A 24,879-nucleotide genomic window follows, 5' to 3' on the forward strand; every position below is an offset into this window, starting at 1 on the left:
AGGTCGCCCGTGGTCGCCAACCCCCTCGCACCGAGCCGGCTGGCCGAGCCGTCCGATGCCAACGCGCTCCCCGCGGCCGTCTGGCCCGCGAGCGCCGAGCGCGGCGCCGACGGCGTCGTGCACCTCGGGGGAGTGCCGCTCACGGCGCTCGCCCGCGAGTTCGGCACCCCCCTCTACGTCGTCGACGAGCAGGACGTGCGCGACCGCGCCGCGCGCACCCTCGCCGCGTTCCGGTCGGCGGCCGCCCGCATCGGCACCACGGCGACCGTGTATTACGCGGGCAAGGCGTTCCTCAGCACGGAGATCGCCCGCTGGGTGGCCGAGGCGGGGCTGAACGTCGACACCTGCAGCGGCGGGGAGCTCGCCGTCGCCCTCGCCGCCGGCGTCGACCCGGCCCGGCTCGGCCTGCACGGCAACAACAAGTCCGCCGCCGAACTCGACCGTGCCGCCGAGGTCGGCCTCGGCACGATCGTGATCGACGGCTCCCAGGAGATCGGCCGCGTCGCCGAGGTCGCCGCCCGCCACGGCCGCCGCCAGCGGGTGCGGCTGCGGGTGAGCTCGGGCGTGCACGCCCACACCCACGACTTCCTCGCCACGGCGCACGAGGACCAGAAGTTCGGGGTGCCGCTCGCCGACGTCGAGCCGCTGGTGCGCAGCATCCGCTCGCACGACGAACTCGACTTCGTCGGCCTGCACTGCCACATCGGCTCGCAGATCTTCGGCTCCGACGGCTTCGCCGAGTCGGCCCGCCGCCTGCTCGAGGTGCACGCGCGGCTGCTCGAAGGCGGCCCTGTGCCCGAGCTGAACCTCGGCGGCGGCTTCGGCATCGCCTACACCGCCGCCGACGACCCCACCCCGATCGAGCAGCTCGCCGACCGCATCGCCGACGCCGTCGCGGCGCAGTGCGCGGCGCTCGGCATCCCCGTGCCGCACCTCGCCTTCGAACCGGGGCGGGCGATCGTCGGCACCGGCGGCGTCACCCTGTACGAGGTCGGCACCACCAAAGCCGTCGAGGTGTCCCTGCCCACCGGCGGCACCGCGACCCGGCTGTACGCGAGCGTCGACGGCGGCATGAGCGACAACGCGCGCTACGCGCTCTACCAGGCCGAGTACAGCGTGCGCATCGTGAGCCGGGCATCGGATGCCTCACCCGCACTCGTCCGCATCGCGGGCAAGCACTGCGAGTCGGGCGACATCGTCGTCGACGCCGACTACCTGCCCGGCGACGTCGCCCCCGGCGACCTGGTCGCCGTGCCGGCGACCGGCGCATACTGCTGGTCGCTGTCGAGCAACTACAACCATCTGCCCCGTCCCGCGGTCGTCGCCGTGCGCGACGGCGAGGCGCGGGTGATCGTGCGCGGCGAGACCGAGCACGACGTGCTGGCCCGCGCGATGGCGCCCGGAGAGACCGCATGATCGAATACCGCACTCTGAAGATCGCCCTGCTCGGCGCCGGCACCGTCGGCCAGCAGGTGGCGAAGCTGCTGCTCGAGCGCACCGACGAGCTGGCCGGCCGCATCGGCGCCGGCCTCGAACTCGCGGGCATCGCCGTGCGCGACCCCGACAAGCCGCGCGAGGTCGAGCTGCCGCGCGAGCTGTTCACGACCGACGCGGCGCAACTCATCCACGGCTCCGACATCGTCATCGAGCTGATGGGCGGCATCGAGCCGGCCCGCACGCTCATCCTCGAGGCGCTGAACTCGGGCGCCGACGTGATCACGGGCAACAAGGCGCTGCTGGCCACGCACGGCGCCGAGCTGTTCGACGCCGCCGAGCAGGTCGGCGCGCAGCTGTACTACGAGGCCGCCGTCGGGGGAGCGATCCCGATCATCCGCCCGCTCCGCGAGAGCCTCGCCGGCGACCGGGTGACCCGCATCCTCGGCATCGTCAACGGCACCACCAACTTCATGCTCGACCGCATGGACACGCTCGGCGAGGGCTTCACCGAGGCGCTGGCCACCGCGACCGAGCTCGGCTACGCCGAGGCCGACCCGACCGCCGACGTCGGCGGCTGGGACGCCGCGGCGAAGGCCGCTCTGCTCGCCAGCCTCGCCTTTCACACCAACGTGCCGCTCGACGCCGTCTACCGCGAGGGCATCGAGGACCTGACCCGCGAGCAGGTCGACCGGGCGCACGCCATGGGCTACGTCGTCAAGCTGCTCGCCATCTGCGAGCGCATCCCGGCGCCGGACGGGGGCGAGGGCGTGTCGGCACGGGTGTATCCCGCGCTCATCCCGCGCACGCATCCGCTCGCCGCCGTGCACGGCGTGTTCAACGCCGTGTTCGTCGAGGCCGAGGCGGCCGGCGGCCTGATGTTCTACGGCGCGGGCGCCGGGGGAGTGCAGACCGCCTCCGCCGTGCTCGGCGACGTCGTCTCCGCCGCCCGGCGGCACGTGGCCGGCGGCCCGGGCGTCGCCGAGTCGACCCACGCGAACCTGCCCGTGCTGCCCATCTCGGCGGCGATCACCCGCTACCACGTCACCCTGCACGTCACCGACCAGCCGGGCGTGCTCGCCGAGATCGCCCGCATCTTCGCCGAGAACGGCACCTCGATCGAGACGATGCAGCAGTCGACCACGAGCGACGGCGGCGACGGCCCCACGGCTACCCTGGTGATCGGCACGCACGCCGCGCCCGAGGCGTCGCTGGCCGCCACCGTGGCCGCCCTGCGGCGCAGCCGGGTCGTGAAGTCCATCGCGCACGTGCTGCGCATCGAAGGCGCCTGACGCGGCCGGGAAACCAAAGGAGCGAAATAGCCATGGCCCACCAGTGGCAGGGAGTCCTGCGCGAGTACCGCGACCGTCTCGACGTGACGGATGCGACGCCGATCGTCACCCTCGGCGAGGGCGGCACCCCGCTGATCCCCGCACCCGCGCTCTCGCGGCGCACCGGCGCCGACGTGCACATCAAGTTCGAGGGCATGAACCCGACCGGGTCGTTCAAGGACCGCGGCATGACCATGGCCATCTCCAAGGCGCTCGAGCACGGCGCGAAGGCCGTCATCTGCGCCTCCACGGGCAACACCTCGGCCTCGGCAGCCGCCTATGCGGCGCACGCCGGCATCAAGGCCGTCGTGCTCATCCCCGAGGGCAAGATCGCGCTCGGCAAGCTCAGCCAGGCGATCGTGCACGACGCCGAGATCGTGCAGCTGAAGGGCAACTTCGACGACTGCCTGAACGTGGCCCGCGAGCTCGCCGCGCAGTATCCGGTGCACCTGGTCAACTCGGTCAACAACGACCGCATCGAGGGGCAGAAGACCGCCGCGTTCGAGATCGTCGAGGCGCTCGGCGACGCCCCCGACTTCCACTTCATCCCGATCGGCAACGCCGGCAACTACACCGCCTACACCCGCGGTTTCGTCGAGGAGGCCGAGTCGGGCGCGACCACGAAGCTGCCGCGCATGTTCGGATTCCAGGCGGCAGGCGCCGCGCCCATCGTGCTCGGCCACCCGGTGACCGAGCCCGACACCATCGCGACCGCGATCCGCATCGGCAACCCCGCCTCGTGGGACCTCGCGCTCGCCGCCCGCGACACCACCTCCGGCTACTTCGGCATGATCGACGACGACACGATCCTCGCCGCGCAGAAGCTGCTGGCCGCCGAGGTGGGCGTCTTCGTCGAGCCCGCGAGCGCGATCAGCGTCGCCGGCCTGCTCGAGCGGGCCGAGGCGGGCGAGATCCCGGCCGGGTCGACCGTCACCGTGACCGTCACGGGTCACGGCTTGAAGGACCCGCAGTGGGCCCTGCGCACCGCCGACGGCAGCGAGGTTCAGCCGACCGTCGTCGCGGTCGACGCGGCGGCCGTCGCGGCGACGATCGGGCTCGAGAAAGCGCCGGCCGAGGCATCCGTATGACCCCGCTCGCGCCGGGCACCGCGGTGCACGTGCGCGTGCCGGCCACGACCGCCAACCTCGGCCCCGGCTTCGACACGCTCGGCCTCGCCCTCTCGCTCTACGACGAGGTCGACGTGGCCGTGCGCGCCGAGCCGGGCGCACACGTCGAGGTGCACGGCGTGGGCGCAGACGGCACGGTCGCGACGGATGCCTCGAACCTGGTCGTCGCCACGATCGCCGAGGTGTTCGCCCGCCGCGGCGCCCCGCTGCCGGGCCTCGAGCTGGTGGCGCACAACGCGATCCCGCACGGGCGGGGCCTCGGCTCCTCCGGCGCGGCGATCGTCGCGGGCGTCATGGCGGCCAAGGGGCTGCTGGAGCTCGCCGGCGAGCGCCCCTTCGACTCCGCCGAGCTGCTCGCGATCGCGACCGAGCTCGAGGGCCACCCCGACAACGTGGCGCCGGCGCTGTTCGGCGGGCTGACCATCGCGTGGCTCACCCCCGGCGGCCCGCAGCACAAGAAGCTCAACGTGCACCGCGGCGTCTCGCCCGTGGTCTTCGTGCCCGCGCAGGAGGTGCCGACCAAGCTCGCCCGCACCATGCAGCCGGCTCAGGTGCCGCACGAGGACGCCGTGTTCAACGTCTCCCGCTCGGCGCTGCTCATCGCCGCGCTGATCCAGAGCCCCGAGCTGCTGCTCGCCGCGACCGAGGACAAGCTGCACCAGAGCTACCGGGCGCAGGCGATGCCCGACAGCGACGCGCTGATCCGGCTGCTGCGCGGCCGCGGCTTCCCTGCCGTCGTCTCGGGCGCCGGGCCCTCGGTGCTGGTGCTGTGCCCCGAGCCTGCGCAGCGCCTCGCCGCCGCCGAGCTGGTCGCCGCCGAGAGCACCGTGCCGTGGGACGCGCTGATGCTCGCCGTCGACTTCAAAGGCGCCACGGTGACCCCCGCCGATGCCGACGCCACGACACCCGTAGGGGGTGGCACGAGCGGCTGAAGCCCGGTGTTAGAATCGCAGCATCACCCGCCAGAGCCCCAAGCCATTGGTGTGCTCGGCTCAAGGGTGGATCAGATACACGTACTGCTGTCGCATCCGAGCTGAGACTCGACCCGAGAACCGACGTGCGTGACGCGGAACGATCCGCAGCGCACCTCGCATGCGACGTGCTTCCCGATGTGGCCCTCATGCGCCCTTCGGAGATAGGAATCCCTGACAAGTGACTGATGTGATCAGCGAGACCACCGCTGACCTCGACCTCACCGGGCTGCGCGTGCCGCAGCTGCAGGCCCTCGCCACCGAACTCGGCATCGCCGGCGCAGCCAAGCTGCGCAAGGGCGAGCTGATCGCCGCCATCGAGGCGGCGCGGGGCGAGCAGGCGGCCGACGTCGTCGACGCGATCGAGACGGATGCGTCCCCCGAGACCCCCACGACCCCCGAGGCGCCGGCCGAGTCGGCCGAGACGCCCGCCGACGAGGTGAGCCCCGCCGAGGAGCTGCCCCTCGAGCTCCCCACCCCGCCGGTCGACTCGGCCACGACGCCGGTCGACTCGGCTGCGCAGCAGCCGAATGGAGACCAGGCCCCCGAGACGCCGGTCGACTCGGCTGCGCAGCAGCCGAATGGAGACCAGGCCCCCGAGCAGGCCCCCCGCGGCCGCCGCGGCCGCCGCGTCACCACCGGCGGCAACGTGACCGCCACCGGGCACGTGAACGCCGGTCTCACCGGTGTCGAGGCACTCCTTCCCGCCCTCGACGCCGTGGCCGAGCAGCGCCAGGCCGCGCGCGGGCAGAAGCCCGCCGAGGCCGACACGGCGCAGGAGCAGGCTCCCGAGGCATCCGTGCCCGCCGAAGGCGACCAGGCCGAGAAGCCGCAGGACCAGAACGGCGAACAGCAGGAGGGCGGCCGTCGCCGCCGCAACCGGCGCGGCCGCGGCCGTGGCGGCGAGCGCGGCGACAACCAGGACCTGCAGGGCGGCGAGAAGGAACAGCCCAAGCAGGACCAGCCCCAGAAGGAGCAGGCCCAGAACGGCCAGAACGGACCGCAGCAGAACGGCGAGCAGGCCGAAGGCGGCCGTCGCGGCCGCTACCGCGACCGCAAGCGCAGCCGCGGAACCGCGGGCGACGAGGGCGAGATCGAGCTGACCGAGGACGACGTGCTGATCCCGGTCGCCGGCATCCTCGACGTGCTCGACAACTACGCGTTCGTGCGCACCACCGGCTACCTGCCGGGCGCCAGCGACGTGTACGTCTCGCTCGGCCAGGTCAAGAAGTACGGCCTGCGCAAGGGCGACGCCGTAGTCGGCGCCATCCGTCAGCCCCGCGAGGGCGACGGCAACGGCCGGCAGAAGTACAACGCCCTGGTCAAGGTCGACTCGATCAACGGCCAGAGCGTCGACGAGGCGGCCACCCGCGTCGAGTTCGGCAAGCTCACCCCGCTCTACCCGCAGGAGCGCCTGCGGCTGGAGACGGTGCCGGAGAAGCTGACCCAGCGCATCATCGACCTGATCGCCCCCATCGGGAAGGGCCAGCGCGGCCTGATCGTCGCCCCGCCGAAGGCCGGCAAGACGATCGTGCTGCAGCAGATCGCCAACGCCATCACGACCAACAACCCCGAGGTGCACCTCATGGTCGTGCTCGTCGACGAGCGCCCCGAAGAGGTCACCGATATGCAGCGCACGGTGAAGGGCGAGGTCATCGCCTCGACCTTCGACCGCCCCGCCGAGGACCACACCACGGTCGCCGAGCTCGCCATCGAGCGCGCCAAGCGCCTCGTCGAGCTCGGCCACGACGTGGTCGTGCTGCTCGACTCGATCACCCGCCTCGGCCGCGCCTACAACGTGTCGGCGCCGGCGTCCGGGCGCATCCTCTCCGGCGGCGTCGACGCCTCCGCGCTCTACCCGCCCAAGCGCTTCTTCGGCGCCGCGCGGAACATCGAGCACGGCGGTTCGCTGACGATCCTCGCCACGGCGCTGGTGGAGACCGGCTCCAAGATGGACGAGGTGATCTTCGAGGAGTTCAAGGGCACCGGCAACAGCGAGCTGCGCCTGTCGCGCCAGCTGGCCGACAAGCGCATCTTCCCGGCGGTCGACGTGAACGCGTCCTCCACCCGCCGCGAGGAGATGCTGCTGAGCCCCGACGAGGTGAAGATCACCTGGAAGCTGCGCCGCGCCCTCGCCGGGCTCGACCCGCAGCAGGCGCTCGAAGTGGTGCTCGGCAAGCTGAAGGAGACGACGTCCAACGTCGAGTTCCTCGTGCAGATGCAGAAGTCGATGCCCGCCGCGGGCAACGGCCACTCGCACGGGCACGAGAACAACCACCGCTGATGTTCGAGTCTGTTTCCGGACTGCTCGACGAATTCCACGACCTCGAGAAGCAGCTCGCCGACCCGGCGCTGCACGCCGATCCGGCGCGTGCCAAGAAGGTCAACCGGCGCTACGCCGAGCTCTCGCAGATCAAGAAGGCCTACGAGGACTGGCAGCAATCGGGCGACGACCTCGAGGCCGCGCGCGAGCTGGCCAAGGAGGACGAGGCGTTCGCCGCCGAGGTGCCCGAGCTCGAGCAGCGGCGGGATGCGACGCAGGAGAAGCTGCGCCGTCTGCTGATCCCGCGCGACCCCGACGACGGCCGCGACGTGATCCTCGAGATCAAGGGCGGCGCCGGCGGCGAGGAGGCGGCCCTGTTCGCCGCCGACCTGCTGCGCATGTACATGCACTACGCCGACTCGAAGGGCTGGAAGTCGGAGATCCTCGAGCAGGACCAGACCGACCTCGGCGGCTTCACCAACGTGCAGGTGGCGATCAAGTCGAACGCGACCGACCCCGCCGACGGCGTGTGGGCGCACCTCAAGTACGAGGGCGGCGTGCACCGCGTGCAGCGAGTTCCGGTCACCGAATCGCAGGGGCGCATCCAGACCTCGACCGCCGGCGTGCTCGTCTTCCCCGAGGTCGACGAGCCCGAGGAGATCGAGATCGCGCCGAACGACATCCGCGTCGACGTGTTCCGCTCCTCCGGCCCCGGCGGCCAGAGCGTGAACACGACCGACTCGGCCGTGCGCATCACCCACCTGCCGACCGGCATCGTGGTCTCGATGCAGAACGAGAAGTCGCAGATCCAGAACCGCGAGGCGGCGATGCGCGTGCTCCGGGCCCGGCTGCTGGCCCGGCAGCAGGAGGAGCTGGAGGCCGCGGCATCCGATGCCCGCAAGTCGCAGGTGCGCTCGATGGACCGCTCCGAGCGGATCCGCACCTACAACTTCCCCGAGAACCGGATCGCCGACCACCGCACCGGCTACAAGGCCTACAACCTCGACCAGGTGATGAACGGCGCCCTCGACCCCGTCATCGACTCGGCCATCCAGGCCGACGAAGAGGCGCGCCTCGCCGCCCTCGGCGACTCCGACGCGGCGTAACGCGCCCACGGCGCGCTCCCCGGTTCCGCTCGTTGAGGAGCGCCGCAGGCGCGTCTCGAAACGGCACCCCGAGTCGACCCGAACCGGCGTTATCCTGCGCGAGACCGCCATCGCGCGTCGTCTCGACGCGTGCCGCCGCCACCATGCAGTGCCGCCATCGGCGCGCCTGCCGCGAGTCGTCACTTTCGGCGCGTGACTGCCCGGAGGCGAGCCAATCGTGACGAACGACGCCCGGCCGGAAACGCCGTTCGTCACGAATGGCGCTCGCGCCCCGAATGAGCGCGATTTGTGACGAACGATAGGGCGCCGCCACCGCCATGGGCGACGGATGCCGCGGCCATCAGCCGCGCCGCGCCCGATTCTCCGCCGGCACGCCGGTCAGCACCGAGTGCTCCGGAAAGTCCTTGGTCACCACGGCGTTCGCCCCGACCACCGAGTGCGCGCCGATCGAGATGTCGCCGATGAGCTTCGCCCCCGCGCCGATCACCACGTCGTCGCCCACGGTCGGGTGGCGCTTCGCGTCGCCGCGGCGCTCCTTCCCGCCGAGGGTGACGCCGTGGTAGATCAGCACGTCGTTGCCGATGACGGCCGTCTCGCCGATGACGACCGACATGCCGTGGTCGATGACGAGCCGGCGACCGATGCGCGCGCCCGGGTGGATCTCCACCCCGGTGCGGGCCCGAGCGAACTGCGAGAGCAGTCGGGCGGGAAGCTTCAGCCCGGGGGAGAGCCACCACCGGTGCGCCACCCGGTACGCCCACACGGCGTGCATTCCCGAGTACGCGAGCAGGATCTCGGCCGTGCTGCGCGCGGCGGGGTCGCGGCGCTTGACCGCGGCCACGTCTTCCCGCAGCGCGCGGAGGGGATGCGCCGGCACGTCAGGAGTCGGCGTCGGCCAGGTGCCGGAACAGGGCCGTCGAGAAGTAGCGCTCGCCCGTGTCGGGCACGACGGCCACGATCGTCTTGCCCGCGAACTCGGGCCGCTTGGCCAGCTCGATCGCCGCGTACACGGATGCTCCGGCCGAGATGCCGGCGAAGATCCCCTCCTCGGTGGCCAGTCGCCGCGAGGTGGCGATCGCCTCGTCGCTCGGCACGGGGAACACCTCGTCGTACACCTCGCGGTCGAGCACCTCGGGCACGAAGCCCGCGCCGATGCCCTGGATCTTGTGCGTGCCGTGCGCTCCGCCGCGCAGCACCTCGGTCTCGGCGGGCTCGATCGCGACGACGTGCACCGAGGGGTTCTGCTCCTTCAGATACCGGCCGGCGCCCGTGATCGTGCCGCCGGTGCCGACGCCGGCGACGAACACGTCGACCGCGCCATCCGTCGCGTCCCAGATCTCCGGGCCGGTGGTCGCGTAGTGGATCGCGGGGTTCGCCTCGTTCTCGAACTGGCGGGCCCAGATCGAGCCGGGCGTCTCGGCGACGATGTCCTGCACCTTCGCGATCGAGGCCTTCATGCCGTCGGCGCCGGGGGTGAGCACGAGTTCGGCGCCGAACGCGCGCAGGATCATCCGCCGCTCGGTGCTCATCGTGTCAGGCATGACGAGGATCGTCTTGTAGCCGCGGGCGGCGCCCACCATGGCGAGGCCGATGCCCGTGTTGCCGCTGGTGGCCTCCACGATCGTGCCGCCGGGCTGCAGGGCGCCCGCCTTCTCGGCGGCGTCGACGATGGCGACGGCGATGCGGTCCTTGACGCTGGAGGCGGGGTTGAAGAACTCGAGCTTCGCGAGCACGGTGGCGGGCACGTCGCCGACGACGCGGTTGAGCTTGACGAGCGGGGTGCCGCCCACCGCCTGGGTGATGTCAGAAAGGATTCGGGCCATGCCGCCAGCCTATTCTGGAGGGCGTATGAGCGACCACGCCGAATCCGTCCGCACCCTGCTCGGCGAGATCACCGAACAGCTGACGGAGGCGGGGGTGCCGTCGCCCGAGGTCGACGCGCTGCTCATCGTCGGGCACGTGCTGGGCGTCTCGCGCGGGCGCGTGCAGGCGATGGCGATCACGGATGCCGCGGCCGACGCCGCCCAGACCGCGTCGGTGCGCACCCTCGCCGCCCGCCGGGCGGCGCGCGAGCCCCTGCAGCACCTCACCGGCTCCGCCGCGTTCCGCGCACTCGAGCTCGCGGTCGGCCCGGGCGTGTTCGTGCCTCGGCCCGAGACCGAGCAGGTCGCCCAGCTCGCGATCGACGCCCTGCGCGCGGCGGCCGTGCCCGAGCCGATCGCGGTCGACCTCGGCACCGGCAGCGGCGCGATCGCCCTCGCGCTGGCCACCGAGGTGCCGACCGCGCGGGTGTGGGCCGTGGAGAAGTCGGCCGAGGCGTATCCGTGGACGCAGCGCAACTTCGAGGCGGTCGGCGCGCCCAACGCGACGCTCCTGGCGGGCGACCTCGCCGACCCCGGGCTGCTGCCGGAGCTCGCCGGCCGGGTCGACGTCGTGATCTCCAACCCGCCGTACGTGCCCGACGGCGCGGTGCCCCGCGACCCCGAGGTGCGGCTGTTCGACCCGGCGATGGCGCTCTACGGCGGCCCCGACGGGCTGGATCTCGTGCGCGCCCTGTCGCGCACGGCGCTGCGGCTCGCGCACCCCGGCGGGCTGCTCGTGATCGAACACGGGGAGCTGCAGGGACGGGCCATCCGTGACCTGCTCGCCGCCGACGGCTGGCGCGCCCCCGCCACGCACCCCGACCTCGCCGGCCGCGACCGCGCCACGACCGCTCTGCGGCCGTGAGGGGCCGCGCCCGGAAGGAAGGGATCGTGCGAGCGTGCCGGCGCGTCGAGCCCGCCACGCCGCGCCGCGTGCCGGAACTCTTCCGCCCGCGCCGCGCCGCCCGGCCCGGTCGCAGGGCGCGCGGCTAGACTTCAGCCGTCATGCCCTCGATCTACGACTGCTCCGACCCGGACCAGCTGCTCACTGGAACCCGCCTCGCCCGCCAGGCCCTCGGCCGCGGCGACCTCGCGGTGATCCCCACCGACACCGTCTACGGCGTCGCCGCGGATGCCTTCAACGCGGCGGCCGTCGCCAAGTTGCTCGCAGCCAAGGGGCGTGGCCGCCAGGCGCCGCCGCCCGTGCTCATCCCCGACCTCAAGACGCTCGACGCGCTGGCGCAATCGGTGCCCGACGAGGTGCGGCAGCTGGCCGAGGCGTTCTGGCCGGGCGGCCTGACCGTCGTGCTGCACGCCCAGCCCTCGCTCGTGTGGGACCTCGGCGAGACGCACGGCACCGTCGCCCTGCGCATGCCCAACCACAAGATCGCCCTCGAACTGCTCGGCGAGACCGGGCCGCTGGCCGTCTCCAGCGCCAACAAGACGGGTCTGCCCGCCGCCCGCACCGCCGCGGAGGCCGCCGAGATGCTCGGCGACTCGATTGCCGTCTACCTCGACGCCGGCCGCGCCGGCACGGACTACGAGGGAGCCGGCGACGCCGGCGCCAGCGAGGCGTCCACGATCGTCGACGCCACCGGTCTCGCCTCCGGCCGCGGCACGCGCATCCTGCGCTCCGGGGTGATCTCCACCGATCAGCTGCGGGCCGTCATCGGCGACAAGCTCGAGCTGGAGCCCGCTCAGGAGACCGGCCCCGCATGACCCTCCTCGTCCTGCTCGGCCTGTTCACAGCGGCGGTGACCTTCGGGCTGTCGGTCGCGGTCTACAAAGTGGCCCTGCGGTTCAAGCTCTACCCGGCGATCCGCGAGCGGGACGTGCACACTCGGCCCACGCCGCGTCTGGGCGGCGTCGCGATGTTCCTCGGCGTGCTCATCGCCTTCGGGGCGGCGTTCGTCGTCGCCAGTCACTTCCCGCTGCTGCAGGTCGTGTTCGCCGACCCGAAGCCCGTGCTCGGCATCCTCGGCGGCAGCCTGCTCATCGTCGTCATCGGGGTGATCGACGACGTCATCGACCTCGACTGGATGACGAAGCTCGCCGGGCAGTTCGTCGCCGCGGGCATCGTCGCCTGGTTCGGTGTGCAGATCCTCTCCTTCCCGGTCGGCGGGCTCACCGTGTGGTCGCCGGTGACGAGCGTCGTGATCACGGTGTTCGCGATCGTGCTCGTGATGAACGCGATCAACTTCATCGACGGGCTGGACGGGCTCGTGGCGGGCATCGCCCTGATCGCCAACTGCGTCTTCCTCATCTACACCTACTCGATCACCGTGAAGACGAGCCCGCTGAACTACTTCAGCCTCGCCTCCGTCATCACCGTCATCGTCATCGGCGCGTGCGCCGGCTTCCTGCCGCTGAACTGGCACCCGGCGCGCATGTTCATGGGCGACGCCGGCGCCCTGCTGATCGGCATGCTGATGGCCGCGAGCGCCATCGCGGTGACCGGCCAGTTCCCGCCCGACCAGCTCAGCTCGCAGGTGGGCCGCACCCAGCTGCTGTCGGCGTTCCTGCCGATCGTGCTGCCGCTGGCGGTGCTGATCGTGCCGTTCCTCGACTTCGGCCTCGCCGTGGTGCGCCGCGTCGCGGCCGGCAAGTCGCCGTTCGCGGCCGACCGCAAGCACCTGCATCACCGCCTGCTCGACATGGGCCACTCCCACTTCCACGCCGTGCTGATCTTCTACGCGTGGACGGCGGTCGTGGCCGTCGGCATGCTGCTGTTCTCCTTCTCGCCTGCGCTGCCGTCGTGGGTCGCGCTCACCTTCCTCGTGGTCGGGCTCGTCGTGTGTGCGGCCATCACCTTCTCGCCGCTCGGGCGCAAGCGCGTCACCGCGGCCGACACGGGCGTGCTCGCCCCGGTGCCGCATCCGTCGTCTCAGAACGCGAAGCAGGCGTCGGCGCGCGCCGTCGACAAGGAAGCCTCATGAGCCACGACACCCCCGCCATCACCGGCGTGCTCAAGCGCGCCCTGCTCTGGGACGCGATCATCACCGGCGGCATCGCCGTCGTCGCCGTCGTGCTCGGCGCGATCTTCTCCGGCGGGATCGGGGTGGTCAGCGCGCTGATCGGCGCCGTGATCGCCCTGGTGTTCCTCGGCATCACCGCCGCGAGCATCATCTTCGCCAACCGCTACGCGGGCGGCGAACTGTTCGCCGGCATCTTCTTCGCCATCGTGCTCGGCGGCTGGCTGCTGAAGTTCCTCGTGTTCATCCTGCTCGCCGTCGTGCTGAAGGGGCAGCCGTGGATCGACCCCCTGGTGCTCTTCCTCAGCCTCATCGCCGCCGTGATCGGATCGCTCGTCGTCGACGTCGCGGTCGTGATCCGTTCCCGCATCCCGATCGGGGCGAGCGGGTCGTGAGGATAGTCCCGAGGCGCCCGGATGCCCGGTATTGCGCGCCGACGCCCGGCCATCCGTTTCGAAGCGAGTTCAAATGTCTAGTAGAGTGAGGGAGATCCCCCTGTCTTGCTCCGCGGGCTTCCGCGCAGGGCTCGGCAGCACAATTCCATCGTCGCCTCGAGCAGGTGCACGGTGCTCGGAATCAGGAGATAGCGCTGTTCAGTAACGCTGTGAACCTGTTGGTACCAGCCGCGGCCAACGACGGTCAGACATTCCAAGGCCCGACGATCGAGGAGTTCTTCCCGCAGGCGGTGCTGTTCGAGGGGACCCCGTTCGAGCTGAACCGCGTGATGCTCATCCGCATCCTCGCGACGATCGCGCTCATCGTGCTCATGTGGATCGGCACCCGTGCCATGAAGGTCGTGCCGGGCCGCTTCCAGTCCGTGGTCGAGATGGGCCTCGACTTCATCCGCGTCGGCGTCGTCGAAGACCTGCTCGGCAAGAAGGACGGCCGCCGCTTCCTGCCCCTGATCGCCGCGATCTTCTTCTTCGTGCTGTTCATGAACATCACGGGCGTGGTTCCGCTGCTGAACCTCGCCGGCTCCTCCGTCATCGGCGTGCCGCTCGTGCTCGCGGTCATCGCCTACATCGCCTTCATCTACGCGGGTGTGCGCAAGAGCCCCAAGCTGTTCTTCAAGAACGCGCTCCTTCCGGCGGGCGTGCCCCCGGTGCTGTACATCATCGTGACGCCGATCGAGTTCATCTCGACGTTCATCATCCGCCCCGTCACGCTGACGCTGCGACTGCTGATGAACATGATCGTCGGCCACCTGCTGCTGGTGCTCTTCTTCAGCGCGACGACCTTCTTCTTCCTCTACGCCCCCGCGGCCTTCAAGGCCTTCGGCCTGGGCACCCTCGCCTTCGGCTTCGCGTTCCAGCTCTTCGAGGTGCTGGTCGCCCTGCTGCAGGCCTACGTCTTCGCGATCCTCACCACTGTCTACATCCAGTTGGCAGTGGCGGAAGAGCACTAACCGGGCCGGCATCCGCCGCCCATCCCTCACGGAAGGAAAACACACACAGTGGACATCGCTGCTATCTCCGGCAACATCGCCACCGTCGGTTACGGCCTCGCGGCCATCGGCCCGGCCATCGGCGTCGGCATCGTCGTCGGCAAGACCATCGAGGGCGTGGCACGTCAGCCCGAGCTCTCCTCGCGTCTCCAGACTCTGATGTGGATCGGTATCGCGTTCACCGAGGCGCTCGCGTTCATCGGCATCGCGACGTACTACATCTTCACTTCGTAATCCCGTCAGCATCGAGTAAGGAGGCGTGATGACCCACGCAGTCGTTGCCGCCGAGGAGAGCATCAACCCGCTCATTCCGGCGCCGTCCGACCTCGTCTGGGCGACGCTGTGCTTCCTCGTCGTGTTGGCGTTCTTCGTCTGGAAGTTCATCCCGAGCTTCCTGAAGATGCTCGACGATCGCGCCGCCGCGATCGAGGGCAACATCGCCAAGGCCGACGAAGCGCAGAACAAGGCGGAGGCGCTGCTCGAGCAGTACACCGCTCAGCTGGCGGATGCCCGCAGCGAGGCCGCTCGCATCAAGGAGCAGGCCCGTGAGGAGGGCAAGCGCATCATCGCCGAGCAGCGCGAGCAGGCGGCGGCCGAGGCCGCCCGCGTCACCGCGGCCGCCCAGGCGCAGATCGAGATGGAGCGCAAGCAGGCCGCCGCGCAACTGCGCAGCGAGGTCGGCTCGCTCGCGATCGACCTCGCCTCCGGCGTGATCGGCGAGTCTCTGAAGGACGACGCGAAGGCCGCTGGCGTCGTGGACCGCTTCCTGGCGGACCTCGAGGCCAGCGAGACCGGTAAGGCAGGGGCGCAGGCCTGATGGGGAGTGCCACCAGAGAAGCGACGACCGCGCTGCGCGACACCCTCGCGCAGCAGGGCGGCGCCGTCGACCTGGCCGTCGGCGAGGAGCTGCTCCAGGTCGCGCGCCTGCTCGGCTCGTCGGCGCAGCTGCGGTCGGTCCTGGCCGACCCGACAGCGGATGCCGCGGGCAAGGCCGCGCTCGTCGAGCGAGCCTTCTCGGGCAAGGTCGCACCGGGCACCCTCGCCGTGCTGAAGGCCGCCGCCCAGCAGCGCTGGTCGCGCCCGGCCGACATCATCGACGGTCTCGAAGAGGCCGGGGTGCGGGCCCTGGCCCAGAGCGCCCCCGACTCGGTGTCGATCACGGACGAGCTGTTCGCCTTCGGAGGGGCCGTGACCTCCGACCCGCAGCTCGAGCTCGCGCTGCGCAGCAAGCTGGCCGAGCCCGCCGCGAAGGCCGGGGTCGTCGAGCGCCTGCTCGGCGGGAAGGTCTCGCCGGCGACGCTCGCGATCGCACGCCAGCTGGTGATGGAGCCCCGGGGACGGGGCATCCGTGAGTCGCTGCGCTGGGCCGCCCAGGTCGCCGCCGACCAGAGCGACGCGGTGCTCGCGACCGTCACCACCGCCCGCCCGCTGACGACGGAACAGCGGGACCGCCTGCGCGGTGCGCTGCAGGCGCGCTACGGTCGGGCGATCGCCATCAACACCGTCATCGATCCGACGATCATCGGCGGCCTGCGCGTGCAGGTCGGCGACGACGTCATCGACTCGAGCATCGCCACGCGCCTCAACGACGTGCGGCTCCAGCTCGCCTAACGCACGACTTCACACTGAGGCCAGCCGCCTCGCAGAGCAAAAGGAAACAAGATGGCAGACATCTCCATCAGCCCCGATGACATCCGGGACGCGCTGAAGGACTTCGTCACGTCGTACGAGCCCGGCAAGGCGACCACCACCGAGGTCGGCCACGTGCTCGACGCCGCTGACGGCATCGCCCACGTCGAGGGTCTCCCCGGCGTGATGGCGAACGAGCTGGTGCGCTTCGCAGACGGCACCGAGGGCCTCGCGCTGAACCTCGACGAGAACGAGATTGGTGTGGTCGTGCTCGGCGAGTTCGACGGCGTCGAGGAGGGCCAGGAGGTCACCCGCACCGGCGAGGTGCTCTCGGTCGCCGTCGGCGACGGCTACCTCGGCCGCGTCGTCGACCCGCTCGGCAACCCGATCGACGGCCTCGGCGAGATCGCGACCGAGGGCCGCCGCGCCCTCGAGCTGCAGGCGCCGGGCGTCATGCAGCGCAAGAGCGTGCACGAGCCGCTGCAGACCGGCATCAAGGCGATCGACGCGATGATCCCGATCGGCCGCGGCCAGCGCCAGCTGATCATCGGCGACCGCCAGACCGGCAAGACCGCGATCGCGATCGACACGATCATCAACCAGAAGGCGAACTGGGAGTCCGGCGACCCCGACAAGCAGGTGCGCTGCATCTACGTCGCCATCGGCCAGAAGGGCTCGACCATCGCCTCGGTGAAGGGCGCCCTCGAGGATGCCGGCGCGATGGAGTACACCACCATCGTCGCCGCCCCGGCCTCCGACCCGGCCGGCTTCAAGTACCTCGCCCCCTACACCGGCTCGGCCATCGGCCAGCACTGGATGTACGGCGGCAAGCACGTGCTCATCGTCTTCGACGACCTGACCAAGCAGGCCGAGGCCTACCGCGCCGTGTCGCTGCTGCTGCGCCGCCCGCCGGGGCGCGAGGCCTACCCGGGCGACGTGTTCTACCTGCACTCGCGCCTGCTCGAGCGTTGCGCCAAGCTCTCCGACGACCTCGGCCACGGCTCGATGACCGGCCTGCCGATCATCGAGACCAAGGCGAACGACGTCTCGGCGTACATCCCGACCAACGTGATCTCGATCACCGACGGCCAGATCTTCCTGCAGTCCGACCTGTTCAACGCCAACCAGCGCCCCGCGGTCGACGTCGGCATCTCGGTCTCCCGCGTCGGCGGCGACGCGCAGCTGAAGCACATCAAGAAGGTCTCCGGCACGCTGAAGCTCGAGCTGGCGCAGTACCGCTCGCTCGAGGCGTTCGCGATGTTCGCCTCCGACCTCGACGCCGCCTCCCGCCGCCAGCTGGCGCGCGGCGCGCGCCTGACGGAGCTGCTGCGCCAGCCGCAGTACTCGCCGTTCCCCGTCGAGGAGCAGGTCGTCTCGATCTGGGCCGGCACCAACGGCAAGCTCGACGACGTCGCGGTCTCCGACATCCTGCGGTTCGAGCGCGAGTTCCTCGACCACCTGCGCCGCAACTCGACCGTGCTCGACACCCTGCGCGAGACCGGCCAGCTCTCCGACGAGACCGTGGCCGCGCTCACCACCGAGATCGACAAGTTCAAGCTCGAGTTCCAGACCGGTGAGGGCCAGCCCCTGGTCGCCCCCGGCACGGAGCAGTACGAGGCCCTCGAGGCCGAGTCGGTCGAGCAGGAGAAGATCGCCAAGGGGAAGTAGTGGCAGCCCAACTCCGCGCCTACCGAGCGAGAATCCGCTCGGCCCAGACGACCAAGAAGATCACGCGCGCGATGGAGCTCATCAGCGCGAGCCGCATCATGAAGGCGCAGGCCCGAGTGAACGAGGCCGGCCCGTACACCACCGAGCTCTCCCGCGCCGTGGGCCTCGTGGCCGCCCGCTCGAACGTGCAGCACATCCTGACCACCGAGCCCGCGTCGATCACGCGCGCGGCCGTGGTGCTCATGACGAGCGACCGCGGCCTCGCCGGCGCGTTCAACTCGCAGGTGATCCGGCAGGCGCTCGAGCTCGAGCAGCTGCTGAAGAGCCAGGGCAAGGAGGTCGTCTTCTACCTGGTCGGGCGCAAATCGGTGGGCTACTTCGCGTTCCGCCGCCGCGAGTACGCGAAGAGCTGGGTCGGTGCCACCGACCAGCCCGAGTTCGAGCTGGCGAAGGAGATCAGCGACGAGCTGATCGACGTCTTCACCCGCGAGGAGGCCGACGGCGGCGTCAACGAGATCCACCTCGTGTTCAACCGCTTCGTGAGCATGATGACGCAGACCCCGGTCGTGCGCCGCCTGCTGCCGCTCGAACTGACCGAGGACTTCTCCGCCGACGAGCTGCCCGAGGGCGACGGGGGAGTACTGCCGCTGTACGAGTTCGAGCCCGACGCCGCGACCGTGCTCGACCGGCTGCTGCCGGCGTACATCGAGTCGCGCGTGTTCTACGCGCTGCTCCAGTCCGCCGCGGCGAAGCACGCGGCGACGCAGAAGGCGATGAAGTCGGCATCCGATAACGCGGACAAGCTGATCACCAACTACACGCGCCTCGCCAACAACGCCCGCCAGGCCGAGATCACGCAGCAGATCTCCGAGATCGTCGGCGGCGCCGACGCGCTGGCGTCCTGACCCGAACATCTGTGACAGAGACTAAAGAGAGACAGATAATGACCATCACCGCCGAGACCAGCGGTGCCGCAGCCGCAGCCACTCCCGGCGTCGGCCGCGTCGCCCGTGTCACGGGTCCCGTCGTCGACATCGAGTTCCCGCACGACGCGATCCCCGACATCTACAACGCGCTGACCACCACGATCACCCTCGGCGACCAGACGCACGAGATCACCCTCGAGGTCGCCCAGCACCTCGGCGACGACCTGGTGCGCGCCATCTCGCTGAAGCCGACCGACGGTCTCGTGCGCGGCCAGGAGGTGCGCGACACGGGCGCCGCGATCTCGGTGCCCGTCGGCGACGTCACGAAGGGCCACGTCTTCAACGTGATCGGCGAGCCGCTCGACGTGCCCGTCGAGTCGCTCGAGATCACCGAGCGCTGGCCGATCCACCGCAAGGCGCCGAACTTCGACCAGCTCGAGTCGAAGACCCAGATGTTCGAGACGGGCATCAAGGTCATCGACCTGCTCACCCCGTACGTGCAGGGCGGCAAGATCGGCCTGTTCGGCGGTGCGGGCGTCGGCAAGACGGTGCTCATCCAAGAGATGATCTACCGCGTCGCCGCCGACCACGGCGGTGTGTCGGTGTTCGCCGGCGTCGGCGAGCGCACCCGTGAGGGCAACGACCTGATCCACGAGATGGAGGAGGCCGGCGTCTTCGACAAGACTGCCCTGGTCTTCGGCCAGATGGACGAGCCGCCGGGGACGCGTCTGCGCGTCGCCCTCTCGGCGCTGACCATGGCCGAGTACTTCCGCGACGTGCAGAAGCAGGACGTGCTGCTCTTCATCGACAACATCTTCCGCTTCACCCAGGCGGGCTCCGAGGTGTCGACGCTGCTCGGCCGCATGCCGTCGGCCGTGGGCTACCAGCCCAACCTGGCCGACGAGATGGGTGTGCTGCAGGAGCGCATCACCTCGACCCGCGGCCACTCCATCACCTCGCTGCAGGCGATCTACGTGCCCGCCGACGACTACACCGATCCGGCGCCGGCCACCACCTTCGCGCACCTCGACGCGACGACCGAGCTGTCGCGTGAGATCGCGTCGCAGGGCCTCTACCCGGCCGTCGACCCGCTGGCGTCGACCAGCCGCATCCTCGACCCGCGCTACATCGGCGAGGACCACTACCGCGTGGCCACGACCGTGAAGCAGATCCTGCAGAAGAACAAGGAGCTGCAGGAGATCATCGCGATCCTCGGCGTCGACGAGCTGTCGGAAGAGGACAAGATCACGGTCGAGCGTGCGCGCCGCATCCAGCAGTTCCTCTCGCAGAACACCTACATGGCGAAGAAGTTCACCGGCGTCGAGGGCTCCACGGTGCCGATCAAGGAGACGATCGAGTCCTTCGACGCGATCGCCCGCGGCGACTTCGACCACGTGGCCGTGCAGGCGTTCTTCAACGTCGGCGCCATCTCCGACGTCGAGGAGAAGTGGGCGCAGATCCAGAAGGAGAACGCCTAAGCATGGCGGGCCTGCTGAAGGTCAGCGTCGTCGCCGCCGACCACAAGGTGTGGTCGGGCGAGGCGGCGATGGTCGTCGCGAAGACCACCGACGGCGAGATCGGCGTGCTGCCCGGCCATGAGCCGCTGCTCGCCCTGCTCGCCCACGGTCAGGTGCGGCTGACGCTGCCGGGCGGCGAGCGCATCACGGCGAACGCCGAGGGCGGCTACTTCTCCGTCTCGGCCGACATCGTCACGATCGTCGCCAGCGAGGCCGAACTGGTCTAGCTCCTCGCACTCGCTGTCAGGGAAGTCCCGTCCTCGCTCAGCGGGGACGGGACTTCCTGTCTGCGCTCCGTTCGCACCGTTCGAAGGGTTCCCGTGCTCCTGCTGCTTCCCCCGTCCGAGACGAAACGGCCGGGCGGCGTGCCCGGCTCGCGCCTCGATCTCGCCTCCCTGCGATTCCCGACGCTGACGGATGCGCGCCGCCGCACCCTCGACGCCGTGTCGGCCCTGGCCCAGGACCACGACGCGGCGGTCGCGGCGCTGAAGCTCGGACCGAGGCAGCACGGCGAGGTCGCGAAGAACCGGGTGCTCGAGGCATCCCCCGTCATGCCCGCCGTCGACCGCTACACGGGGGTGCTCTACGACGCGCTCGACGCCGGCGGCCTGCCGGAGCCGGCCCGCGAGAGGCTCGGCCGCGCCGCCGTCGTGCACTCGGCGGTGCTGGGGCCGATCGGCGCGCTCGATCCGATCCCCGACTACCGGCTCTCGCACGACGCGCGGCTGCCGGGGGCGCGGCTCAAGCAGCTGTGGGCCGAGGCGGCGGCCGCCGCGCTCGCGCGCGAGGACGGGCTCATCGTCGACGCCCGGTCTCAGGGCTACTCGGCGCTCGGCCCGCTGCCGCGCCGGCACGGCGCTGTGCGACTCGAGGTCGTCGCCGAGGACGGCGCCGGCCGCCGCCGGGCGCTGAACCACTTCAACAAGCACGCCAAGGGGCGCCTTGCGCGCGCCGTCGCCCTGGCGAGCGCACTTCCCGGCACGGTGGGCGAGCTGATCGAGTGGAGCCGCGAGCAGGGCCTGCGGCTGGAGGCCGGCGAGCCGGCCGCCGACGGCATCGTCGACACCGTCACGCTCGTGACCGCCGGCCCATCCTAACGATCTCGTCGACCACATGGCGCGCATCTCATTAGTGAGATATGCTCAGTGGAAGTCGGGCCGAAGGGCACACGTCATCCGGTAGCCGCAACGCGCACCCCCGAAGTCACCACCTGCGGTCGGGCAGTCGTGGTGGCACGCGTTGCGATGGGAACGGATGCGTCTAGGGGTGCCCTTCGGCCCGACGGCAGCTCAGCCCGCGCGCCAGCAGCCCGCCACATGGTCGTCGACGAGGCCGGCCGACTGCATCAGGGCGTACATGGTGGTCGGCCCGACGAAGCGGAAGCCGCGACGGCGCAGCTCCCTGCTGAGCGCCGTGCTCTCGGGCGTGACGGCGGGGATGTCGCCGTCACCGGTCGGCCGCGGACGCGCCGACGCGTCGGGCGCGAACGACCACACCAGCTCGGCGAGCGGCACGTCGAGCTCGAGCATCGCCCGCGCATTCTGGATCGTCGCCTCGATCTTGCCGCGGTGGCGGATGATCCGCTCGTCGGCGAGCAGCCGCGCGACGTCGGCCTCGTCGAACGCCGCGACGCGAGCCGGGTCGAAACCGGCGAACGCCGCCCGGAACCCCTCCCGCCGCCGCAGGATCGTGATCCAGGAGAGCCCCGCCTGGAAGCCCTCGAGGCAGATCTTCTCGAACAGGCGCCGGTCGTCGGTGAGCGGAACGCCCCACTCGTCGTCGTGGTAGGCGATGTAGTCGGGGCTCGAGACCGACCAGGCGCAGCGGAACCGGCCGTCGGCGCCCTGCACCGCGCTCAGGTAGGCGCTCATGCGGCCAGCACGATGCCCTCGTGCGCCAGCAGCCAGAGCTTGGTCGGGATGCCCTCGCCGCCGCTGTAGCCGGTCACCCGACCGGTGGAGGAGAGCACGCGGTGGCAGCCGATGATGAGCGGCACCGGGTTGGCGCCGACGGCGCCGCCCACGGCGCGCCCGCCGGTGAGCCGCCCGAGCCGCTGGCCGATCTCGCCGTAGGAGGTGCACTCGCCGAACGGCAGCTCGGCGAGGATCTGCCACACCGCCTTCTGGAAGTCGGTGCCGGCCAGGTGCAGCGGCAGCTCGAAGGCCGTGCGGGTGCCCGCGAAGTACTCGCCGAGCTGCCGCACCGCCTCGTCGAGCACCGCGTTCGGATTCTCGGGCAGCGTCTCGAGCGGCAGTCGGCCGCCGCGCTCGATCGACAGCGAGGTGATCGCGTCGCCGTCGCTCGTGAGCTCGAGCCGCCCGATGGGCGAGCTCGTGCGCACCAGGAAGAGGGGGATCGGGGTGGTCATGGCTTCGACCATAGGCCGGGGCGCCGACACCAGCTGGCGGGAATCGGACATCGGTCACAAACTCCGCACACCCGGCGCCTGTGCGGGGGAAGTCGCGGCACGCGTCGACCAGCCGCCCGCGGGTGCGGAAGGATGAGGGCATGAGCGAGAGCGCCGACATCGTCCGCGAAGCCCTGGCGAAGCATCCGATCATCGACGGCCACAACGACTGGGCCTGGGAGAGCCGCCTGACGCGCGACTACTCCGTCGAGGGACTCGACGGGCACCTCGAGGGCTTCGACACCGACCTGCCGCGCCTCAAGGCCGGGGGAGTGGGCGCCCAGTTCTGGTCGGTCTACGTCGCCGACGAGGGCCAGGGCGCCGAGGCGGTCGTGCAGACCCTCGAGCAGATCGACTGGGTGCACCGCGCCGCGGCCCGCTACCCGGGCGACCTCGAGCTCGCCCGCAGCGCCGCCGACGTCGCCCGGGCCCGCCAAGGCGGCCGCATCGCCTGCCTGCTCGGCGCCGAGGGCAGCCACCAGCTCGCTGGCTCGCTCGCCGTGCTGCGCGAGTACGCCCGCCTGGGCGTGCGCTACCTCACCCTCACCCACAACAGCACGACCGAGTGGGCGGATGCGGCGACCGACGAGCCCCGGCACGGCGGCCTCTCCGACCGCGGCCTCGAACTCGTGCACGAGCTGAACCGCCTCGGCGTGCTGGTCGACCTCTCGCACGTGGCGCCGGCGACCATGCACGACGCCCTCGACGCGTCATCCGCCCCCGTGATCTTCAGCCACAGCTCGTGCCGGGCGCTCAACGACCACCCGCGGAACGTGCCCGACGACGTGCTCGAGCGACTGCCCGGCAACGGCGGGGTGATCATGATCACCTTCGTGCCGCAGTTCGTCTCGGCCGAGTACCGCGCCTGGCGCGACGGCGGACGCACCGGCGCGAAGCCGCTGGTCGACGTGGCGACCGTGGCCGACCACGTCGAGCACGCGCGAGACGTCGCAGGCATCTACCACGTGGGCCTCGGCGGCGACTTCGACGGCACCGACGACATGCCCGTCGGCCTCGAGGGCGTCGACGGCTACCCCCGGCTGCTCGCCGAACTCGCCCGGCGCGGCTGGTCGGCCGACGAGCTCGCCGCGCTCGCCGGCGGCAACATCCTGCGCGTCCTCGAGCGCACGGATGCCGCGTTCGCACGCAATCCCTAACCCGTCCGAGCGCGCGGCCAATAGGCTCGGAGACATGCCCGACATCGAATACCGCCCCCTCGGCCGCTCCGGCCTGATCGTCTCCACCGTCGGCCTCGGCTGCAACAACTTCGGCCGCGCCGGCACCGCGACGGAAACCCAGGAGGGCACGACCGCCGTCGTGCACGCCGCCATCGACGCCGGCGTCACGCTCTTCGACACCGCCGACATCTACGGCAAAGAGCGCGGCCTGTCGGAGACGCTGATGGGCGCCGCCCTGGAAGGCAAGCGCGACCGCATCGTGCTGGCCACCAAGTTCGGCAGCGACATGCAGGGCGCCAACGGCCCCGACTGGGGCGCCCGCGGCTCCCGCCGCTACGTGCGCCGCGCCGTCGAGGCGTCGCTCACCCGGCTGCGCACCGACTGGATCGACCTCTACCAGCTGCACACGCCCGACCCCGTCACACCCATCGAGGAGACGCTCGAGGTGCTCGACGACCTGATCACCGAGGGCAAGGTGCGCTACATCGGCCACTCCAACCTGACCGGCTGGCAGATCGCCGACGCCGAGTACCGCGCCCAGCTCGCCGGCCACCCCAAGTTCATCAGCGCGCAGAACGAGTACAACCTCTTGAAGCGCGCCGCCGAGCGCGAGGTGCTGCCCGCGGTGCGCGCGTACGGCCTCGGCTTCCTGCCCTACTTCCCCCTGCAGAACGGCCTGCTCACCGGCAAGTTCACCCGCGAGGGCGGCCCCGCCGACACCCGCATCATGCAGCAGCGGCGCAACCTCGTCGACGAGGCGCCGTGGGAGCTGCTCGAGCGCTACCAGGTGTTCTGCGAGGAGCGCGGCATCACCATGCTGCAGGCGACCTTCGGCTGGCTGCTGGCCCAGCCGGGGCTCAGCTCGGTGATCGCGGGCGCGACCAAGCCTGAGCAGGTGCACGCCAACGCGCAGGCCGCCAGCGCGTGGCATCCGTCGCCGGACGACGTGCGGGAGATCTCGACGCTGTTCGCCGCGTACGTGTGACGTTCGCCGCGTTCGTCTGACCGCCCTTGCGGAGTGAGTGCTCACTCACTACAGTCGCG

25 protein-coding genes are annotated in these 24,879 nt (G+C 71.0%); 21 read left to right on the forward strand and 4 right to left on the reverse strand.

The features are described from left to right. The first annotated feature begins 9 nt into the window (after positions 1-9). The 6 genes from lysA to prfA all read left to right on the forward strand — a co-directional run bounded on the left by lysA (position 10) and on the right by prfA (position 8,232). Positions 10-1,416 (forward strand): diaminopimelate decarboxylase, encoded by a 1,407-nt coding sequence (gene lysA, locus H563_RS0105895; RefSeq protein WP_022881680.1) that lies wholly within the window; start codon positions 10-12, stop codon positions 1,414-1,416. Next, positions 1,413-2,726: a homoserine dehydrogenase gene (locus H563_RS0105900; RefSeq protein WP_022881681.1), complete on the forward strand. Its 1,314-nt coding sequence runs from the start codon at positions 1,413-1,415 to the stop codon at positions 2,724-2,726. The genes lysA and H563_RS0105900 overlap by 4 nt, the downstream gene beginning before the upstream one ends. 32 nt (positions 2,727-2,758) lie before the next feature. Then, positions 2,759-3,853 carry a threonine synthase gene (gene thrC / locus H563_RS0105905; protein ID WP_022881682.1) on the forward strand — a complete coding sequence of 365 codons (1,095 nt, stop codon included), beginning with the start codon at positions 2,759-2,761 and terminating at the stop codon, positions 3,851-3,853. Continuing rightward, positions 3,850-4,824 (forward strand): homoserine kinase, encoded by a 975-nt coding sequence (gene thrB / locus H563_RS0105910; RefSeq protein ID WP_022881683.1) that lies wholly within the window; start codon positions 3,850-3,852, stop codon positions 4,822-4,824. Before thrC ends, thrB begins: the two co-directional genes overlap by 4 nt. Positions 4,825-5,044: 220 nt before the next feature. Beyond that, positions 5,045-7,147, forward strand: a complete 2,103-nt coding sequence (gene rho / locus H563_RS0105915) for a transcription termination factor Rho (protein WP_027479153.1) — start codon at positions 5,045-5,047, stop codon at positions 7,145-7,147. Continuing rightward, positions 7,147-8,232: a peptide chain release factor 1 gene (gene prfA, locus H563_RS0105920; RefSeq protein WP_022881685.1), complete on the forward strand. Its 1,086-nt coding sequence runs from the start codon at positions 7,147-7,149 to the stop codon at positions 8,230-8,232. Before rho ends, prfA begins: the two co-directional genes overlap by 1 nt. A gap of 340 nt (positions 8,233-8,572) precedes the next feature. Here prfA and cysE read toward each other — a convergent pair whose 3' ends face one another. Together cysE and cysK are read right to left on the reverse strand one after the other, a co-directional pair. Then, entirely contained in the window at positions 8,573-9,109 is a 537-nt protein-coding gene (gene cysE, locus H563_RS15290; RefSeq protein ID WP_022881686.1) for a serine O-acetyltransferase, read from the reverse strand. Position 9,110: 1 nt separating this feature from the next. Next, on the reverse strand, positions 9,111-10,055 hold the full coding sequence (cysK, locus tag H563_RS0105930; RefSeq protein ID WP_022881687.1) for a cysteine synthase A: 945 nt from the start codon (positions 10,053-10,055) through the stop codon (positions 9,111-9,113). A 25-nt stretch (positions 10,056-10,080) separates the two neighbouring features. Here cysK and prmC point away from each other — a divergent pair, with 25 nt between their 5' ends. The 13 genes from prmC to H563_RS0105995 all read left to right on the forward strand — a co-directional run bounded on the left by prmC (position 10,081) and on the right by H563_RS0105995 (position 21,347). Continuing rightward, complete coding sequence (gene prmC / locus H563_RS0105935) at positions 10,081-10,959, forward strand: peptide chain release factor N(5)-glutamine methyltransferase (RefSeq protein WP_022881688.1); 879 nt, start codon at positions 10,081-10,083, stop codon at positions 10,957-10,959. 140 nt (positions 10,960-11,099) lie between these two features. Next, complete coding sequence (locus tag H563_RS0105940; RefSeq protein ID WP_027479154.1) at positions 11,100-11,813, forward strand: L-threonylcarbamoyladenylate synthase; 714 nt, start codon at positions 11,100-11,102, stop codon at positions 11,811-11,813. Further along, positions 11,810-13,030, forward strand: a complete 1,221-nt coding sequence (locus H563_RS15295; protein ID WP_022881689.1) for an MraY family glycosyltransferase — start codon at positions 11,810-11,812, stop codon at positions 13,028-13,030. Before H563_RS0105940 ends, H563_RS15295 begins: the two co-directional genes overlap by 4 nt. Beyond that, complete coding sequence (locus H563_RS0105950) at positions 13,027-13,461, forward strand: hypothetical protein (protein ID WP_027479155.1); 435 nt, start codon at positions 13,027-13,029, stop codon at positions 13,459-13,461. Before H563_RS15295 ends, H563_RS0105950 begins: the two co-directional genes overlap by 4 nt. A 209-nt stretch (positions 13,462-13,670) precedes the next feature. Further along, complete coding sequence (atpB, locus tag H563_RS0105955) at positions 13,671-14,471, forward strand: F0F1 ATP synthase subunit A (protein ID WP_022881690.1); 801 nt, start codon at positions 13,671-13,673, stop codon at positions 14,469-14,471. 48 nt (positions 14,472-14,519) lie between these two features. After that, positions 14,520-14,744 (forward strand): ATP synthase F0 subunit C, encoded by a 225-nt coding sequence (atpE, locus tag H563_RS0105960; RefSeq protein WP_022881691.1) that lies wholly within the window; start codon positions 14,520-14,522, stop codon positions 14,742-14,744. Between the two features lie 28 nt (positions 14,745-14,772). Then, a complete protein-coding gene (locus tag H563_RS0105965; protein WP_022881692.1) occupies positions 14,773-15,327 on the forward strand; it encodes a F0F1 ATP synthase subunit B in 555 nt (184 codons plus the stop codon). After that, complete coding sequence (locus H563_RS0105970; RefSeq protein WP_022881693.1) at positions 15,327-16,121, forward strand: F0F1 ATP synthase subunit delta; 795 nt, start codon at positions 15,327-15,329, stop codon at positions 16,119-16,121. Before H563_RS0105965 ends, H563_RS0105970 begins: the two co-directional genes overlap by 1 nt. A 51-nt stretch (positions 16,122-16,172) precedes the next feature. Next, positions 16,173-17,807: a F0F1 ATP synthase subunit alpha gene (gene atpA, locus H563_RS0105975; RefSeq protein ID WP_022881694.1), complete on the forward strand. Its 1,635-nt coding sequence runs from the start codon at positions 16,173-16,175 to the stop codon at positions 17,805-17,807. Further along, complete coding sequence (locus H563_RS0105980) at positions 17,807-18,712, forward strand: F0F1 ATP synthase subunit gamma (protein ID WP_022881695.1); 906 nt, start codon at positions 17,807-17,809, stop codon at positions 18,710-18,712. The genes atpA and H563_RS0105980 overlap by 1 nt, the downstream gene beginning before the upstream one ends. A 38-nt stretch (positions 18,713-18,750) precedes the next feature. Then, complete coding sequence (gene atpD, locus H563_RS0105985; protein WP_022881696.1) at positions 18,751-20,211, forward strand: F0F1 ATP synthase subunit beta; 1,461 nt, start codon at positions 18,751-18,753, stop codon at positions 20,209-20,211. 2 nt (positions 20,212-20,213) lie between these two features. Next, the gene (locus H563_RS0105990) at positions 20,214-20,477 is read left to right on the forward strand and encodes a F0F1 ATP synthase subunit epsilon (protein WP_022881697.1); all 264 of its coding nucleotides are present in this window, start codon (positions 20,214-20,216) and stop codon (positions 20,475-20,477) included. A gap of 93 nt (positions 20,478-20,570) precedes the next feature. After that, on the forward strand, positions 20,571-21,347 hold the full coding sequence (locus H563_RS0105995) for a YaaA family protein (RefSeq protein ID WP_022881698.1): 777 nt from the start codon (positions 20,571-20,573) through the stop codon (positions 21,345-21,347). 192 nt (positions 21,348-21,539) lie between these two features. Here the strand turns inward: H563_RS0105995 and H563_RS0106000 are convergent, their stop codons facing one another. Beyond that, positions 21,540-22,121 (reverse strand): DNA-3-methyladenine glycosylase I, encoded by a 582-nt coding sequence (locus tag H563_RS0106000; protein ID WP_027479157.1) that lies wholly within the window; start codon positions 22,119-22,121, stop codon positions 21,540-21,542. Then, positions 22,118-22,618 carry a methylated-DNA--[protein]-cysteine S-methyltransferase gene (locus H563_RS0106005; protein ID WP_027479158.1) on the reverse strand — a complete coding sequence of 167 codons (501 nt, stop codon included), beginning with the start codon at positions 22,616-22,618 and terminating at the stop codon, positions 22,118-22,120. Before H563_RS0106005 ends, H563_RS0106000 begins: the two co-directional genes overlap by 4 nt. Before the next feature lie 140 nt (positions 22,619-22,758). On the opposite strand from H563_RS0106005, the gene H563_RS0106010 reads away from it, so the two are divergent. Both H563_RS0106010 and H563_RS0106015 read left to right on the forward strand, forming a co-directional pair. After that, positions 22,759-23,814: a dipeptidase gene (locus H563_RS0106010; protein WP_022881700.1), complete on the forward strand. Its 1,056-nt coding sequence runs from the start codon at positions 22,759-22,761 to the stop codon at positions 23,812-23,814. Positions 23,815-23,848: 34 nt separating this feature from the next. Next, a complete protein-coding gene (locus H563_RS0106015; RefSeq protein WP_022881701.1) occupies positions 23,849-24,820 on the forward strand; it encodes an aldo/keto reductase in 972 nt (323 codons plus the stop codon). Positions 24,821-24,879 lie beyond the last annotated feature (59 nt).

Source organism: Gryllotalpicola ginsengisoli DSM 22003, assembly GCF_000419445.1.
Classification (GTDB): domain Bacteria; phylum Actinomycetota; class Actinomycetes; order Actinomycetales; family Microbacteriaceae; genus Gryllotalpicola; species Gryllotalpicola ginsengisoli.